Source organism: Actinoplanes oryzae (assembly GCF_030757795.1).
GTDB lineage: Bacteria > Actinomycetota > Actinomycetes > Mycobacteriales > Micromonosporaceae > Actinoplanes.
In genome coordinates, this window is the sequence record NZ_JAUQWH010000049.1 from 33,974 (window position 1) to 51,110 (window position 17,137).

At 64.0% G+C, this 17,137-nt stretch carries 12 protein-coding genes; 7 read left to right on the forward strand and 5 right to left on the reverse strand.

Annotation, left to right across the window (positions count from 1 at the left end):
* Positions 1-10: 10 nt before the first annotated feature.
* The 7 genes from RBH18_RS18125 (at position 11) to RBH18_RS18155 (ending at position 8,045) form a co-directional block, all read left to right on the forward strand.
* Complete coding sequence (locus tag RBH18_RS18125) at positions 11-1,159, forward strand: Gfo/Idh/MocA family protein (RefSeq protein WP_306209235.1); 1,149 nt, start codon at positions 11-13, stop codon at positions 1,157-1,159.
* Entirely contained in the window at positions 1,156-2,169 is a 1,014-nt protein-coding gene (locus RBH18_RS18130) for a sugar phosphate isomerase/epimerase family protein (RefSeq protein ID WP_306209237.1), read from the forward strand. The genes RBH18_RS18125 and RBH18_RS18130 overlap by 4 nt, the downstream gene beginning before the upstream one ends.
* Positions 2,170-2,339: 170 nt before the next feature.
* Positions 2,340-3,920: a methyl-accepting chemotaxis protein gene (locus RBH18_RS18135; RefSeq protein WP_306209238.1), complete on the forward strand. Its 1,581-nt coding sequence runs from the start codon at positions 2,340-2,342 to the stop codon at positions 3,918-3,920.
* Positions 3,921-4,383: 463 nt separating this feature from the next.
* A complete protein-coding gene (locus tag RBH18_RS18140) occupies positions 4,384-4,842 on the forward strand; it encodes a hypothetical protein (protein WP_306209240.1) in 459 nt (152 codons plus the stop codon).
* Positions 4,832-5,848, forward strand: coding sequence for a tyrosine-type recombinase/integrase (locus RBH18_RS18145; protein WP_306209259.1), 1,017 nt, complete (start codon positions 4,832-4,834; stop codon positions 5,846-5,848). The genes RBH18_RS18140 and RBH18_RS18145 overlap by 11 nt, the downstream gene beginning before the upstream one ends.
* A gap of 360 nt (positions 5,849-6,208) precedes the next feature.
* Positions 6,209-6,640: a hypothetical protein gene (locus RBH18_RS18150; RefSeq protein ID WP_306209242.1), complete on the forward strand. Its 432-nt coding sequence runs from the start codon at positions 6,209-6,211 to the stop codon at positions 6,638-6,640.
* A gap of 49 nt (positions 6,641-6,689) precedes the next feature.
* Positions 6,690-8,045, forward strand: a complete 1,356-nt coding sequence (locus tag RBH18_RS18155) for a deoxyguanosinetriphosphate triphosphohydrolase family protein (RefSeq protein WP_306209244.1) — start codon at positions 6,690-6,692, stop codon at positions 8,043-8,045.
* A 1,021-nt stretch (positions 8,046-9,066) separates the two neighbouring features.
* Here RBH18_RS18155 and RBH18_RS18160 read toward each other — a convergent pair.
* The 5 genes from RBH18_RS18160 to RBH18_RS18180 all read right to left on the reverse strand — a co-directional run.
* On the reverse strand, positions 9,067-10,281 hold the full coding sequence (locus RBH18_RS18160) for a DUF3322 and DUF2220 domain-containing protein (protein WP_306209246.1): 1,215 nt from the start codon (positions 10,279-10,281) through the stop codon (positions 9,067-9,069).
* Positions 10,278-13,616 carry an ATP-binding protein gene (locus RBH18_RS18165; protein ID WP_306209261.1) on the reverse strand — a complete coding sequence of 1,113 codons (3,339 nt, stop codon included), beginning with the start codon at positions 13,614-13,616 and terminating at the stop codon, positions 10,278-10,280. Before RBH18_RS18165 ends, RBH18_RS18160 begins: the two co-directional genes overlap by 4 nt.
* A gap of 2 nt (positions 13,617-13,618) precedes the next feature.
* A complete protein-coding gene (locus RBH18_RS18170) occupies positions 13,619-14,290 on the reverse strand; it encodes a DUF4194 domain-containing protein (protein ID WP_306209249.1) in 672 nt (223 codons plus the stop codon).
* Positions 14,283-15,785, reverse strand: coding sequence for a DUF3375 domain-containing protein (locus tag RBH18_RS18175; protein ID WP_306209251.1), 1,503 nt, complete (start codon positions 15,783-15,785; stop codon positions 14,283-14,285). Before RBH18_RS18175 ends, RBH18_RS18170 begins: the two co-directional genes overlap by 8 nt.
* A 228-nt stretch (positions 15,786-16,013) precedes the next feature.
* Positions 16,014-17,137, reverse strand: a 1,124-nt coding sequence (locus RBH18_RS18180) for an SbcC/MukB-like Walker B domain-containing protein (RefSeq protein WP_306209253.1), incomplete at its 5' end; no start/stop codon positions are given.

A 17,137-nucleotide genomic window follows, 5' to 3' on the forward strand; every position in this document is an offset into this window, starting at 1 on the left:
AGGACATGACATGAACAATCCCTTGAGGGTTGCCATCCTCGGCACCGGAATGATTGGCGAAGTCCACCGCCGCGCCGCGCTGCTCGCGGGCGCCCAGATCGTCGGCGCCATGGCCGGTAGCGAGGACAGCACCGCCCGGGCCGCCTCCCGCTGGCGCACCGAGCCACTGCGCTCCATCGACGACCTGGCCAGGCTGGCTCCAGACGTCGTCCACGTCTGTACCCCGAACAGTGTGCATGCCGAGCACGTCGAGGCCGCTGTTGCCGCAGGTGCGCACGTCGTCTGTGAGAAGCCTCTTGCCGTTGGTGCCGAGCAGGCCCAAAGCCTCACCGATCTGGTCGCCCGCCATGACCGGGTGGCGACTGTGCCGTTCGTCTACCGGTTCCACCCGCTCGTCCGAGAGATCCGGGCCCGGGTCGCCGCCGGCGAGTTCGGCCCCTGGCAACTGCTGCACGGCAGCTACCTGCAGGACTGGCTCGTCTCTCCGCTGGCCACCAGCTGGCGGGTGGACGCCGCCGCGGGCGGGCCTTCGCGCGCGTTCGCCGACATCGGCTCGCACTGGTGCGACCTGATGGAATTCGTCACCGGGGAGCGCATCGCGTCGCTGACCGCCACGACGGCCACCACTGTGGCGCGGCGCCCGGCGGGCTCGGCGGCCACCTTCGGCGGTACCTCAGGCGGCGAGTTGCGGACGGTGGACACCGAGGACGCCGCAGTGGTGACGTTCCGGACCGCGTCGGGTGTGCTCGGTTCGGTCAACGTCTCGCAGGTTTCCCCGGGGCGCAAGAACCGGCTCTGGTTCGAGTTCGACGGGCAGAACCGCTCGGCGGTCTTCGATCAGGAGAATCCGGAGACGGTATGGCTCGGCTCCGAGACCTCCGCCGAGATCCTGCAGCGCGATCCCGGCCAGGGCAGTGCCGACCAGCGTCGCCTGTCGCACCTGCCCGCCGGGCACGGGCAGGGCTACGCGTCCTGTTTCGAAAGCTTCGTCGCCGACACCTACCAGGCCGTACGCGGTGATGTCCCGGACGGACTGCCGACCTTCGCCGACGGACTGCGGTCCGCGAGGATCATCGACGCCGTGCTCAGCTCCGCCAGCACCGGCGCCTGGGTGGACGTGCCCGCTGCGGACCTCGCCACGACCGGAGCCACTCGATGAGCCGTCCCGTCACCCTGTTCACCGGCCAGTGGGCCGACCTGCCGTTCACCGAGGTGTGCCGGCTTGCGTCGTCGTGGGGCTACGACGGATTGGAGATCGCCTGCTGGGGCGACCACCTCGACCCCGACCGCGGCGCGATCGACGACGACTACCTCGCGGGCAAACGCGCCGTCCTCGACGAGCACGGCCTGAAGGTGTTCGCGATCTCCAACCACCTGAAGGGCCAGGCGGTCTGCGACGACCCCATCGACCAGCGGCACCGCGACATGCTGCCCGACTCCGTCTGGGGAGACGGTGACCCCGAGGGCGTGCGACGGCGGGCCGCCGAGCAGATGAAGAACACTGCCCGCACCGCCGCACGCCTCGGCGTCGACACCGTGGTCGGCTTCACCGGCTCCGCCATCTGGAAGTACGTCGCAATGTTCCCGCCCGTCGGCCAGGACGTCATCGACGCCGGATACCAGGACTTCGCCGACCGCTGGAACCCGATCCTCGACGTCTTCGACGAAGTCGGTGTCCGCTTCGCCCACGAGGTCCATCCCAGCGAGATCGCTTACGACTACTGGAGCACGAAGCGGGCCCTCGACGCGATCGGCAATCGCCCGGCGTTCGGCCTCAACTGGGACCCCTCACACATGATGTGGCAGGACCTTGACCCGGTCGGCTTCCTTCTCGACTTTGCGGACCGCATCTACCACGTGGACTGCAAGGACGTGAAGCTGGCAACTGGCAACGGCCGCAACGGCCGGCTCGGCTCCCACCTCGCCTGGGCCGACCCGCGCCGCGGCTGGGACTTCGTCTCCACCGGCCACGGCGATGTGCCCTGGGAACGGTGCTTCCGCACCCTCAACGCCATCGGCTATCAAGGGCCGATCTCCATCGAGTGGGAGGACGCCGGCATGGATCGGCTCATGGGCGCCCCAGAGGCGTTGCAGTTCGTCCGCCGCCACCTGTTCGACGCCCCGGAGGCTGCCTTCGACGCGGCTTTCAGCACCCGCGAAGCGGACTGATTGCCGCGGCCCGCGGCTCGTGCGTCATCTCTGAGCCGAGATGACGCACGAACGATCCGTCGCGGGTGCGACTGTTTAGATTTTGAACGTTAATGTTGTGATTTACGCCTCAAGCCTCTGCCCTGAGAGCCGATCATTACGGTGTACCCGGTTTAAGGAGAGGGCGCGGCATGAAGCTTGGCGGCATACTCGCGAATCGTTCATTGGGCACCAAGATCGCCACTGCGGTGCTGTCCGCGACAGCAAGCGGCGCTTTGATTGGTCTGACGTCGATGACCACAGTGCATCAACTGAACGAGTCTTCGGCCAATTCGGAACGCAGTGCGATCACCCTGCTGACCGCGACGAGCACATTCTCCAAGAATGTCGAGGCATACAGCACTAACGCTCTCGCAAAGCAACTCTTCCCGAGCATCGGTGACGTCATTGACAAGAGCATGGCCGCCAAAGATCAGGAACTCGTCGCAGCCTTGGCCGTGCTCCGGGCGGGCATGGCTTCCGACGCAGTCGCGGTCGAAGCAGTCGCCAAAGCGCAAAGCGACTGGCAAGCCTATGTAGCTTTCCAGGCCGTCGACGTCAGCAAGCTGACCACCGCACAGATCGCCACTCGCCAAGATGAGTACAACGCACTCTTCGGCGCTCTAAGCGACGACGAAAGTATCCTGCACGAGCAAGCTGTGGCGCTGGCGGAGCGAGACATAGCCGCAGCGCAGGAATCGGCCACGAAAGCGAACTGGATCATTGGAGCCCTGCTGGCCGCCGGCACCGCTGTCAGCCTCTTGATCGGACTCCGTATCGCCAGGCGAGCCCGCAGCCACGTACGTAGGGTTTCCCAACTGGCCGAGGCGCTGGCAGAAGGCGACCTCACCCGCAGCGCAGGCGTCACCAGCGGGGACGAGATCGGGCGCATGGCCGCAGCGCTCGATCAAGCCGTTGCCCGCCTCCGAGAAGACGTTGTACGACTGGCCGGAAACGCATCGACGATCGATGCCGCAGCCAACCGCCTCTCCGAAGTGTCCGCAGAAGTCGACCAGGCAGCCAACGAAGCGTCGATGCAAGCCGGGACCGTCGCGGCGGCGGCCGACCGGGTCTCGAGTAACCTCACCATCGTTACGGCCGGTGCCCAGGAGATGGGATCAGCTATCAACGACATCAGCGCCTCCACTACTGAAGCCTCAGGCGTTGCGGTCAAAGCCGTGGAAATGGCCGCGCAAACCAACGCCATCGTGGCCCGGCTCGGCGAGTCGTCGACAGAGATCGCCACCGTAGTGAAGGTGATCACTTCCATCGCGGAGCAGACGAACCTGCTCGCGCTGAACGCCACGATCGAAGCGGCCCGCGCAGGCGAGATGGGCAAGGGCTTCGCAGTCGTGGCCGGCGAGGTCAAAGACTTGGCCCAGGAGACCGCCAAAGCAACCGAGGACATCGCTCAGCGCGTACAGGCCATTCAGAACGACACGAACGGCGCCGTCACGGCAATCGGCAGCATCTCGGAGATCATCGAGCGCATCAACAGCTTCCAGGTCACGATCGCCTCGGCGGTCGAGGAACAGACCGCCACCACGCAGGAGATGAACCGGACCTTGTCCGGTGCTGCCTCCGGCGCCGTGGAGATCGCCTCGAACATCGGCGCGGTCTCGGCTTCCACGAGCCGCACCACCTCCACCGTGGCCGACACCCGGGCCGCTGCGGCCGAACTAGCGACCACCGCCGCGGAACTCAACTCGGTGGTCACCCGCTTCCGCTACTGAGTAAGATCGGGACACGCTAACCTCACTCTGGTCTTCACCGGCTTTTCGAGGCTCTATCAAGTAGCTGGGCTGTGGCCGCTGCGGTGATGCGAGTCATGTCGGTAATAGGCGAAGCTCCGGTAGCCCCTAATAATCTGGGGCTACCGGAGCTTCGCCTATTACTTGTGCGGCGGATTTGGCATTGCTGCGGGCGGCCAACGAAGAGTGAACAATGATAGGATTACCACATGAACACGGATACTGTTGTGGTATCTGTACCACTCGTGGGGGTTCCGCCCTCGGACACCATTTATGGTGAAAAATCGCCTTCACGGTGGTTTTTCACCATTTTTGTTTCCGAAACGGCGATGGGTCGCGTCGATTAGTCCGACCTTGTCCAAATCCCGGACGTTGATCTCTTCCGAACGTCACCATGGTCGTCGTGGGCTCACCTCACCGGTTGAGAACTGGCCACGCTGAACAGATGATCGGCGCGCTGATCCCACCTGCGACTCGTCGACCTGCACAGACCGGTCCGCTCCTGGCTCCGGAGCCGCGACGGCTCAACCTGCCCTCAGAGGCTGATACGGGCTCACTCGATCTCGACATAGCCCAGCTCGACGGCTCCGGCCGGTTCTCCGCCCGTAGCTTGCTTCGGGACTTGGGCTGGAACCCAGGCCATCGCATTGATCTGACCGTTGTCGGTGACATCGTGATCGTTGGTTCGTCGCCGACGGGCCGGCACCGCATCGGTGCGCGCGGAGACTTGGCCGTTCCCGGATCAGCTCGGATGCTGCTCGGGCTCGAACCCGGTCATCGTGTCATGGTCGTCGCAGCGCCTCGGCAGGACATTCTGCTGGTCCACCCTCATACCCTGATCACCGCGTTGCTCGCCTCCTACTACGGCGAGCAGCCGCAAGGGCGTGAAGGTGATGGCCGCTGATCCTGACCGAATCGCCACCGCACGGGCGCTGCTGGAACAGCTAGGCCTCACTGTCGCGGACCTACAGCTCAGCAAGAGCACCTCGGCCCCGACTATCCGCGAGTATCTCCCGCGAGTACGCGAGGCGGCGAGCGCGGCATCCAACCGCACCTACGGCTCGTACTGGAATCGCATGGCCGACGCGTGGGGAGACCGATCAGTTGCCGCCATCTCCGCCACCGACGTCGAAGCCCTCCAACGCAGGTGTGCCCGCACTGCTCGCCAGCGACGAAACGGACGTGGAGGCCGCCACGCGGGAGAGAACCTCATCTCTGCAGCTCGCGCGTTCTTCAACCGGGCGATCGCCGATGGAATCATCGCCCCGACCAGCAGCCCGGCCCATCAGATTGCGAAGCCCCGGCGGTTACCGAGCCCCCGCAGAGCCCTGACGGCACACGAGCTCGACGAGATCAATCAGGTCGCGCGTACCAGCGGCAACGACGCAGTCCTCGACGCCTTGCTCCTTCGGCTTCATACCGAGACCGCATGCCGCCGCGGAGGCACCCTCGCCCTGCGGCTGATGGACCTCGACATCACCTACGGCCTGGTGCGGCTACGAGAGAAGGGCGAGACGCTGCGCTGGCAGCCGATCACCCTCGACTTGGCCTCCCGGCTGAAAGATCACGCTTCCGCCCGGGGCGCACTGCTGCCGGCAGAGCAGCTACTGCGGTATCGCGACGGCCGGGCCCTCACCCCTCGCCGCTATGATCACCTCTGGAAACGAATCGGTGACCGGCTTCCGTGGGTCGCAGCACAAAGCGTGTCCACCCACTGGCTCCGCCACACCACGCTGACCTGGGTCGAACGCAACTTCGGCTACGGCATCGCCCGCGCCTACGCCGGCCACACTGACAACACCGGCCCCGCCACCACAACCTATATCAAAGCCGACATCCAAGCAGTCGCCACCGCACTCGCTGCCTTGACCGGCCATCCGCACCCGCTCGCAGCCGAAAGCAAGGGTTGAACTCTGGAGACAGACGAGTCGAGCCGAGTGTTCAAGTATATGTGACATGGCACAAATTCCGACAGAAAGCTCATCTGCCGAGATGGGGTGGCGGTCCACCTGCAGAGACGCTTTTTACTATTTGAAAACCCGCTCTTGGGGTCAGATTCAATCCGGTAGGGATTCTGAGATCGTGACGTTGAGGTACGACTGGGAGTTGTCTACCGGAAGTAAGCTGTTATTGACCTAAAGGGATAGACGTAAACTTTGTCTGATTTGGGGCCACTGGGGCACCGGCTAAATCGCCACCTGAGGTTTTCATGAAGCATCTGTCTGCTGATACCGTCGTGCATCCCGCACGCGCAGACTCTCGGAGACTCAATGGGCAACACCACCAATCAGCAGAACCAGGCGATCGACGCCCTGCTGAGTGTTACTTCGACTATGGGCCCGCTCGCCCCGTCTGTCCTGGTTCGTCAGGCTTCTGAGAAGTTCCTGGTTTCATACGACTCCCTCTTGATCGGATGGCATTATCTCCTAACGGAAGGAAGATTGGAATTCACGCCAGAAGGTAATGTCGGTGTCGTTGTCGAACGAGACGAAGAAGTCGAGGAAGCCATCGCGCTTAGCGATCTTCGATCGTACGTACACAATCTCGCCGAGGCAGTGCATCGGCACGAGCTTATAGAAAGAATGCTTCCGACTACCGCCGCCCGCCAGCGAGCCCTGTGGCAGGCGCTGTTTACAATGACCAAGAATGGTGAGCTTCTTCCCAGTGGGCGAGACGGCAAGATATCCAAGGTAAGCGCATAGGGCGGTCCTTTCGGGCACTCGATGGGTCGCCCGGAGTGGGTGGTCCAACATGTACGAAGACATCGAAAAAGAGCGCAAGAAAAACCGCTCACGCCGCAATTATGCGAAGCGCGATAGGGATGCCAACGAGTACCGATATCCAGCCGAGAAAGATAGAGACAGGGTACTCTACTCGGCGGAGTTTCGAAGACTCGCCGGAATAACGCAAGTTGCGGCGGTGCATGAAAGGCACTTGATTCATAACCGCCTGACCCACAGTCTCAAAGTGGCGCAGATGGGTCGCCGGATTGCTGAGCGTCTCCTGCGCGAAGAGCCCGAACTCGATACATGCGACCTTGTGCCCGATGTCGTCGAAGTGGCCGGACTGGCACATGACTTGGGGCATCCGCCGTTTGGGCATGCCGCTGAATCGGCGCTTAGGGACATCCTGGATGGAGTCACCGGAACGAAGCAGGGATTCGAGGGCAACGCTCAGTCTTTTCGGATTGTCACCAAGCTTTGCGTTCGCAATCAAAAGAGCCCCGGGCTCGACCTTACCCTGGCATCGCTATCTGCCATCCTGAAATATCCTCAGTTCGTTAAGCCAAAGCCCGCTCCAGCTCTGACCGACCGAAGCAGGGGGAAGAAACGGGGGGCGTATCGAACAGAGGAAGATGATTTCATTTTCGCGCGCGGAGAGATGACAGCGCCAGGTGATGCAGGAGTCAGGTCCCCGAATGCGATCATCATGGACTGGGCCGACGATATCTCCTTTGCTACGCACGACCTCGAGGATTTTATTCACGCAGGACTCGTAAGGCCAGAAACGCTGGTAGCGGAATGGAAAAATTTCCGAACTTTTGTGCGCGACGAACTGGGGCGGCAAGGCGGTTTCCAGCCGAAAGCGTTTAACAGGGCAGCGAACTACGTGGAATCAGCGTTCGCCGGAAGCATCTCGCACCCATACGATGGCTCGCGCCGCCATCAGGCTGAACTTCACAGCCTAATCAGTAGCTTAATCATGCAGCTGGATCGAGGGTGTCATTCAATTTCAGGGCCGCCGTATGTTTGCGTCGATGACCACACGCAATACGTAGCCGAGATACTAAAGCATATAACTACGTATTACGTTGTCATGAATCCAAATATACGTGCAGCTGAGGTGGGGCAGCAGCGCTTGGTGACCGAGCTCCACGAGATGCTAGTCAACTCGGCATCTTTAGATTTCTCGAAGGGGCACCTCGGTAGACCACGACGGTTTTGGGATATCTACGATTCTGCCAAGAAAGAAGAGGGGGAAGATCTGGCGCCGCATCGGGCGGCCGCCGACTACATCTGTACCCTCACCGAGGAGCAAGCAGTCGACCTATTTCTGCGCATGAGCGGTCGGAGCCGGGCTGATTCGCTTGGGGTATGGCTGAGATAGCCCGGTGAGAGTCCTTTCGTTTTCCGTCTACGCTTACACCACGCGATGGATTGACCCAGCACATGCTCCAGTTGCCAGACGGTCGGATGCCTGACCCGCCTGATCGCCTTGACGCTTAACTGTGACCTTCCCGAAGGGGAGAATGGCGCACGCTCATGCCACCGATGGTGCGGTCGCACTCCCTGATGCCGATGCTGCTCTGCGCCGACCTGTTCGGCCGCTTGGAGCGTGTCCGCTGCGGCGGCTAGATCTACGTAGTCTCTCACGTCGCGAGTTTGCGACAAGACCCTCACAGACGGCCGCCCTCCTGCCGCAGTAACAGCCGGACAATGGAGGAGATGGGCTTATGCGCTGACTCGACACTGATACCCGTCGTCCGGCGACGATGCCCGTATTCGTGTGCCGACCAAGATCGTACACGATGTCTGTCGTAGAGTGCAGAATTTGCGGTATAGTCCATGACTATGATCAAGGTAACTGTGCTATTGGACCATATGAACGGGGATCGGCTCACCGAGTTCGAGCACCCGGGCCAATACGACGAGCAGTTCTATGAGTTTGAGGGCTCTCGTTACGAGGTTGTCGGCAGCGCTTGGGGGCCGATGCCGCAGCAGACTCTCGCTGTGAGGAAGGCCAGCCAATAGCTACTGCCGCGGTCGTGCTTCGGCCGACTCCGGACGGCTTGGCCTGGGCGTAAGCTGCGGAGACTCGCATTGAACCCTTGCGCGCGGCATTCTCGAAGTTAACGGCATTCCCATGATCTCCGATCGCCCTGCGGTCGGCGATCGTCCGTCACGTCATGTAGCGGACGTTGGGCTGGGTCGACGCATACTCGTGCCGATGGCAATCGACCCGATCACGCTCGAAGATCGATGCCGCCGGCAACCGCAGACCCCTCAGCTAGTGAGCCGGTTGACGTGTTCGACTTCAGTGTTTGGCTTCAGTTCTCTGCTGATGGCGATCTGGATGCTGACGATATTCTTGTCTATTGCGGTGACGGATATGCGACTCTGAACTGGTGCTATGTTTTAAATATACGCAGGAGTTGAGCTACGGCGTGATCGAGAGGGATGGCTTCTTGTTCGATTCGGCGAAATGGAGTTGGGCCTGCGGTAGCGATGGTGGCGTATGCAATGGTCTCGGCCTCGGTTAAATGCGGCAAGTCCTCCTGTGAGGCCTTGATGGGTCGCCCGGCCTTGTCATGGTTAACGCCGTGCAGGGAGTAGCGGTGGAGGTCGGTGGCGTCCATGAGGATAGAGGTGACATGTTTGGCTGGTGACCCGTCTGGCGCGGGTACGGCGAGCGCGGCGCGGAAGCGGTCGAGGATTGCGTACCCGTCAGCGTCGATGTCGCCCCAGTAGACAACGTGATTTGCGGCGCGGATCCAAGGCACGTTCGCGAGGAGGGTGGCTGCTGCCTTGCCGCCTCCCTCGACCACGATTGTGTCGTTGACCTGTGGGAACCAGAGCCGGGAGTCGCGGTTTTCGACGACGAGTACGACGCGCGGTGGGTAGGCAATGTCGTGCACGTCCCCAGTGGTCCAGGCATCGTGCCTACGCCGGCCAGACACAGCATGGCCGGGATCGACGTAGGTCAGGTGCATGACGGTCAGCCGGGGCCGGACTTCGTCGCGGACATCACGTCCCGCGACGTCGCGTAGTAGCGCGCCGTGGGTGTCGAGCCATTTGGTGTGCATCCCGGGCACGGGAAGTTGCCGCAACGTCCAGTTCCCGGCGTCGGGGTGCTGGCATAGCCAGGTCACTGCGCTGATGAGGACGTCCACGTCGTTGGGTGGAAGGCTGTAGACGGCCCGCAGCGTGGATGGGGTGAGGGTGGCGCTGGCGGATTGCAGGGACGATGCCAACTTACGGGCCCGCCCGAGGTCCACGGTCGGCGTTTCAGCGCCGTCGAGGAGCGCGGCGGCGCCGTCTAGATCAGCGTTGAGCACGGCCGGAAAGTCCCCGCCGACTCCCCGGATGGTCACCGCAGCGCGGTCGACCTCCACGCCGGCGGGGAGCCGGTCGCAGAAGTCGCGCCATTGCATGTGCCAGCTCGTCCAGGTGGTGTATCCAAGCTGCTCGACCGCCTTGCCCGTCCTTACTCCGGGGCGCAGCCGAACGGAGAAGGCGACGCGGTCTCCGACACCGAACTCCGCGCACACCGCCTCCGCCCATTTCTGTCTGAGCTTGCCGTGGACAGCCGCGACGGCGTCCTGCGGGGTGACGAGAACGGTCATGCGTCTGCTACCCCGACCAGCAGTTTCGCCCAGGATTGGCCGTGGGCGTTTTTGAGGATCAGGTACTCAGCGTCCACGTGTGGTTCGATCGCGCTGTGTTTGTCGTTCGGCGCTCCGATGACCAGTTGGAAGCCTAGGCCTCGCCACGCTCCGATGGCGCGGCCGGTGAAGTGGGCGTCTGCTTTGATCAGCGCCTCGTCGAGGAAGACCGGGGCATAGCGGGGACGGGTGGCGCCCGCGTCGCCGAGCTGGTAGCGCAGGGCTGCACCGACGATGAAGGCGACGAGCTCCTGGGACTCGCCGCCTGATTTTTCGCCGATGTGGTCGTAGATGGCGACGTGCGTACCGCCGAGGTCGATCTTTTCTGCGCTGATCCGGACGTGGTTGCGGACGTCGACGAGGTCGGCGAAGTCCGGGGCAGTGCGGCGGATCCGGTCGATCACCTTGACCATCCGGTTGTAGGCGCGTTCCCGGTCGTCCTCTGTCGCGGCATTGTCGATGAAGGCGCGCACGTCGCGTAGTTCCTTGCGGAAGCGAGCGCGGGCCGTGGAGTGGCTTTCCTGCGGGTCGATGCGCAGCCGGTGCCCGTCGTCAGCGAACGGTAATTCGGCGAGGATGCGGTTGACGGGGTCGATCCGGTCGCGGATCTCTCGGACAGCGGCGGCGAGCTCGCTGTCCAGGCCAGTCAGGTCATTGCCGGAAAGGTTGAGCAGACTGTCACGCCACTCGGTCTCCAGCTCATGCAGGCCGCTGGTTTCCAGGTCGGTAAGAAGGCGCTCGAAGTCGCGGTAGGAGGCATCCGGTTCGATGCCGAGGTTGGGGTTCGGCCAGCGTTCGAGGAAGGTGGAAAAGGTATCCTGCAGCGCCTTGCGCGATCGGCCGATCGACTCCGTCGCGGATCGTCGGTCGGTGCCGACCCGTTCGGCGGCACGTCTGACTCCCGCATCGAACTCGGCGAGCGCCTGCGCCGGGCCGGCGCGTTCGGTGGTTCCTTCGAAGAGGGTCTCCAGGTAGTCCCGATGCTCACGGGTGAGGTCGACGCCCGCCTCTTCGGCCCTGTCGAGCGCCAGCTGGGCGCTATCCACCTCGTCGACGGTCGCAGCCCAGGAATCACCGAGTTCCTTCATGTTCTTCTTCTGCTGGCCGACCCGTTCGATCAGTTCCCTGACCTGTTCCTTGAGAGCGTCCAGGCCGCGCTGCAGCTGATCGATCTCCGGGTTGCCGGCCCGAATCTCCTCGATGACACCGTTCCAGTGTTTGTGCTCGGCCTGGACACCAGCGACATCTACCTGCTTCCACGAAAGATCGATCAGACTTTGGTACGCGGTGCGGCGCGCTTCCATCGAGTTGAGATTTGCCTCCTCCTTCTCTACCCCCGTGGCCGCGGCGTCGACGCGCTTGCGGGCGTGGCTGATCCTGGTGTCGAGGTCGGCGAGCGTCCTAGTGTTCGTGAAACCGAGGACGTTGCCTCGGCCATGGCCGCCATGCGCGCCCCGGCCACCTTCGGAGGTCTGGCCGGTGATCGTGAGTGCCTTGGTGTACTGCGGCAGCAGTCTCGGTGTGTCAACACAGACATAGGCGAACCGGCGGGCAAGTTCACCCTTAAGCCAGACGGTGAACGGCGACGGCCGATAGTCGAGCCTGCCGGGCAGCGTCTTGCTGTCGAGCCCGGCCTCGTCACGCTGCCCGGTACGCACGCCCTCGAACTGGATACGCCGTGCAGTCGGCACTGCGTTGATCGCCTCACGGAACGCGTTCAACCGGCCGATGTCGATCAGCATCCGGGTGGCGAATCCGCCGAGCGCCAGGTTGAACGCCTCGCGCCACGGCTCGAACTCCGTTCGCACCTCGATCAGCTCGCCGACAAACGGCAGGTCCTCGGGGCTGAGGCCAGCGGCTGCAGCCAGCTTCGCGCGGGCCGTGTGCAGCTCGGTCGGGATGTTGCCCCGGTGGGCCTTAACCGCGTCGCGTTCGGCGCGCAGGCCTCTTAGCTCGCGTCCAGCCTCCTTCTCTTCCGCAATTGCCTCGGCGTACGTCAGCTGAGCAGTCCGCCGGGCGTCGACGTCAGCCACCGAGCGGTGCGCCGTTTCGACCAGCGCGGCGAACTCGTCACTGGTCGCGACCGAGGCACCGATCGTGTCCAGCACCCTGTCCAGCCGTTCCCGGGCCCTGCCGACGTCGCCCAGCCGCTGCTGAACGGCGCTGATCTCCCGTTGGGCGGTCTCCAGGCGGTCTCCACCGGAGGCACGAATGGTGTCGGCGACCCCGTCGCGACGTGCCTCGGCGGCTTTGACCAGAGCGTTAGTCTCTGCCAGCTCGTCCTGTGCCCGACGGTGCCGTCGGCCCAGGTCCTCCTCCGCCGCGCGCAACAGCTCCATCCGGCGTTGGTGACGCCACAACGCGGCGGGCGACGCCGTAGCGGCGAACGATCCGATCTTGTCGATTGACGTCAATCGGCCCGCCGCGTCGTCGATGGTTTGTCGGTGTTCACGGATCGGGGTTAGCGCCTTCACCTGCTGGCGTGCGGTGATCATCCGGGCACGGGTGCCGGACAGTTCATCGAACTGCTGCACCACCGCGTCCGCGGTGGCCAGCGTGGCCGGCTCTTCCAGGACCATCGTCTTGTACAGGGCGTCGACCGTGGTGATCTGCTGGCCGGCCTGGATGCGCCCCAGCAACGCGATCGCCTTGTGCCCGTCACCCGCGGCACCGATGCCGAGCGTCGTGTGCAGCCGCGCGGTGAACTCCCGGTCGGTGCCACTGCAGACCAGACCGGTTGCATCGACCTCGGCGCGGGCGAACTTCTTACCCGCCGGGCCTTCCAGAGTCCGTAGGTCATACCCGTGATCGCAGGTGGCACGGACCACCACGGTGTCGTCAAGGTTGCGGGCCGACGACGGTACGTACCAGGCCCGCAGTGCGGTGAACTCGGCACCGGTGTGATCCACCCACGTCATCGCGATGGCAGACCAGGTGTCACGGCCGTCGCCGCGCAGCACCCGCAACTTCGTCTCACCGTCACTACGAGACTCGTCGAGCTTGCCGCGCGCGTACGACAGGATGTTGCGCTGGTCCTTGCCCCGCGGCCTGCCGACCACCCCGCCGTTGGACGCCCCGTTGAACGGCGTCGTGTGCGGCATGAGCAACGCGATGTACGAGTCCATCAGCGTCGACTTACCCGACCCGGAACCTCCGCTCAGCAGCGTCGCGCCCGGCGAGAGCCGCACGTGATGATGGCCGTCGTAGCCGCCCCAGTTGACCAGCTGCAGATCCCGCGCCACCCACTGCTGACCCCGCGATGCTGCCGGAACGAGCCCGAACAGCGTGTCGATCATGCTCACGCGGCGGCCTCGTTCTGCTCACGCAACCACTGGTCTAGCTCGGCGAGCTTCTCCGTACTCAGCACTACCTCCACCATCGGGGTGATCCGGTACCGGCCGGCGGATTCCTCGGCGAGCAGCCCCTCGGTGACCAGCCGCTGCACGGCGTTGCGCACCTCCTGCTGACGCCGGGCCAGGTTGTGGTCGTGCGGGTCGAAGTAGGTCAGCACGGTCTGCTCCAGCTCCTCGATGTCTACCCGCGCCGTGCTCTCACCCGTACCCCGTTCGCGCTGGAAAACGGTGCGCAGGTGAACCAGAACCAAGGTCTCGGCCCGGTTGTACGGGTCGTCCTTGAGCAGGATCGGCACGTCCATCTCTACAGAACGCACCTGCGACTTGTACGCGACACCGCGCTCGTGGTCGACCACCAGACGCACGAACAGGTCATGCATCCGCGACTCGATGATCTGCTGGTTCTCCAGCAGAATGCGCCAGTACGCCGGACTCTTCTCCGCGAGCAGGAACTTGCGCCGCAACAACTGGACCAGCACCCGGCGCACGTCGGCCTCCAGCGTGCCCGCATCACCGGCGAACAGCTCGGTCGGATCCTCCTCCATCGAGACAGGATCGATGAATCCGGCCGCCTCACCCGCCGACCAGCCGTCGTCGGCCCCACCCGGCTCACTCATCGTCACCACTCCCGTCCACACCTGCCGGATTCGCCGCTACCACAGCGCCCAGAGCAAACCGCCGCCGCGTCTGATCTGGCCGCACCGTCTCGACCACCGCCAACTCGCTCGTCTCGCTCATCCCGTCCCCGTGCGCGATCTCCAGCAGCCCGAGCAGGTCCACCGGCCGCTGAATCTCCTCACCCGCCGCACGAAACGCGGCCATCACGTCGACGGTCGCCGCCCCGTCTGCGAACGCCTGCAGATGCGCGCGCAACTCGGCGTACCGAGGACCACCCCACGCCCGAGTGTCCGCAGCCGTGATGTCGTCGGGCTCATCCCAGTTGCGCAGCGGTGCAGGTGGTTGTGGTGGCCGGGGGTCGCTCAACCTCTGGCGTAGATGTCCGACGTCGGCCACAGGCAGTCGGCGTAACGGCTCGACGGCCTCGCCACGGCGAGATGCGGGAACCCATTTGTGCAGCCCCGACATGACGTCCCTCAACATCTCGTCCACCTGGCGGTCCCGCATCGGATCGTGGTTGCGGACCTGGGTGGTGATGACATGCGACGCCTGCCGCTGGGCGGCCAGCACTTCCTTCACTCCATGCTCGATCCTCCGAGAGATGTCGGTCAGCTCTCGTTGCTGCTGCGGTGGCAACAACTCGGTGAATTGGTGCCGTAGCACCGTTCGTAGCTGGCTCCACAGGCCGTCGATCTGCGCCGGGTCACCGATCAGACGAAGCGCTCCGGCGAAGGCACGGCCTTCCGGCGTCGCGTCCAGAATCCGCTGACCGCGCGCGAGGTACTCGCGCAGCACCTCACCGGTGGGGCGCACGTCGTGCCGCAGTTCCGCGACGACGTCACGCTGAATGGCTTTGATCGACTCGGCCACACGAGCGAAGTCGGCGGGCAACTCCCGCGCCAGGTGCAGCACGTTCTCGGCCTCCTCGAGGAGTTGCTCGTCGTCAACCGTCTCGACGGCGCCCCCCTTCTCGAGCCGCGTCAGTTCCTTCTGGCGCTGCTGAATCTCCTCGTGCAAGCGAACCATCCTGGACATGAGGTCCGGATCAGCGTCCTGGGCCAGGCGCTCGATCGCCTCCAGCAGCGTCCTGACCCGCGACTCGGACACCCGTGTACGGGCTCCGCCGACCCGGCCGGCGACTTCGAGCGCACCGACGCCGTACGCCGAGAGCCGATAGACCTCGGCATCGTTGTCGGACACCTGCCGCACCAGCCATCCCGCCTGCACCCACTGTCGACAGAGGTCACGAGCGTTGCCTGCGGGCAGCGGCTGGTTGTCTTCGTCGCCGTAGCCGGCAGCCCGTAACTGGTCGAGGGCATCGTTGATTTCGGTATGCGCGTCCGCCACCGCGACCGTCGGGCGCTCCGCGGTAAAGGTCATTGCTAGCACCGTCACCACGAATGGTGCGTGCGTTTGGTGAAGCAAGGCGAGCATCGGATTCTGGAACGCCCGGAGCGCTCCCTGGTAAGCGCCTTCGACTCCTCGTGTAGCCATCAGAACGAAGCCTACGACGCGGGTACGACATGCAATGCCTGCCGTTGTCGCCGGTGTTGCTGACGACGGCTACCGCCAACGTACTCTCGACTGGGTGAGTTGCTGCTCAGCGGTGGATGCCCAGGTAGGTACACACGGAGCCGGTGCGTGGCCGGGTGACAAAACCATCGACTCATTTGCCGTGCCATAGCTCCCTTGCTCTCGCCGAATCGGTGCCTGGAGATCGTGTCAGAGGTGCAGGGAGCCGGTTTCCAGATCGTCGGCGAGCTCGTTTAGTTCGGTGTCGGTTGCCCAACGCACGGTGCTCCCGGCCGCGTTCTTGGAGACGCGGAGCAGCGCCGGGACATGCTGGGCTACGGCGAGCATGTGGCTGATCACGACGACGAGCCGGCCGGCGGTGACTTGGGTGGACAACGCGTCGAGAGCGTAGGTGAGGGCGTTGTGGTCAAGGCTGCCGAATCCTTCGTCCAGGAACAGCGATTCGGTTCTCCCGCCGGTGCTGCTGGCTTGTTCGACGACGGCAAGCGCGAGAGCAAGGCTGGCCTGGAACGTCTCGCCGCCGGAGAGGGTCTTGACGTCGCGGAGAATGCCGGTGTGCGAGTCGTAGATCTGGAAGTCGGGTCCGAACGCAAAACGGCCGAGGGTCATGCCACGGATGATCGTGGTGGCGGCTCCGAGCAGGTTCTGCTGGCGTTCCTGAACCACAGCGATGCCGAACTTGCCGTTGCCGAGTAGCTCGACGAGGACGTTGAGGGCATCGAGGTGGGGCTGGACGACCGCGATGCGGTGCTGCAAATCGTTCATGATCGGGATCTGGGTGAGGGCCGTGTCGCGAGTTTTCACAGCGACAGCGCGGCGGCCGACGGCCTCGTCGTACGCCGTTTCGATGGGTTTGCCGTCAGTCGGCGTAGCGCTGGTGATGTCGGTTGCTTGGCCGGCGATTCGTTCGAGCAGGGGGACGATGGCTGCGGCGCGGGCGCGTCCTGCGTCGACTGCCTGCAGAGCCAGATCCTTTGTAGCGGCGGCCCAGTGGGCCTGGGTGGCGAGGTCAGCGGTGAGGTCGAGGGTGCTGATGGGCGGGCTGTTCTTTAGCACTGCGGCGAGCAGCGTGTAGGCAGCAGTAGTCGCCAGCATGCGTTGTCGGTTCTGCTGTGCCGGGGCTGTGACACCGTCGGCACGGCTCAAAGCTAGTTGAGCTCGGCGGGCTTCGAGGTCATCGATGACAGCCCCGAGTTGGGTGAGCGTGCCCCACTGCTCGCCCAACAGCCGCCTGTCGGTGAGGGCTTGCGTACTCACTTGATCCACTTGATCCAGGGTCGGCTGTTGCGGTCGGTACTCGGCTGGCAGTTGCC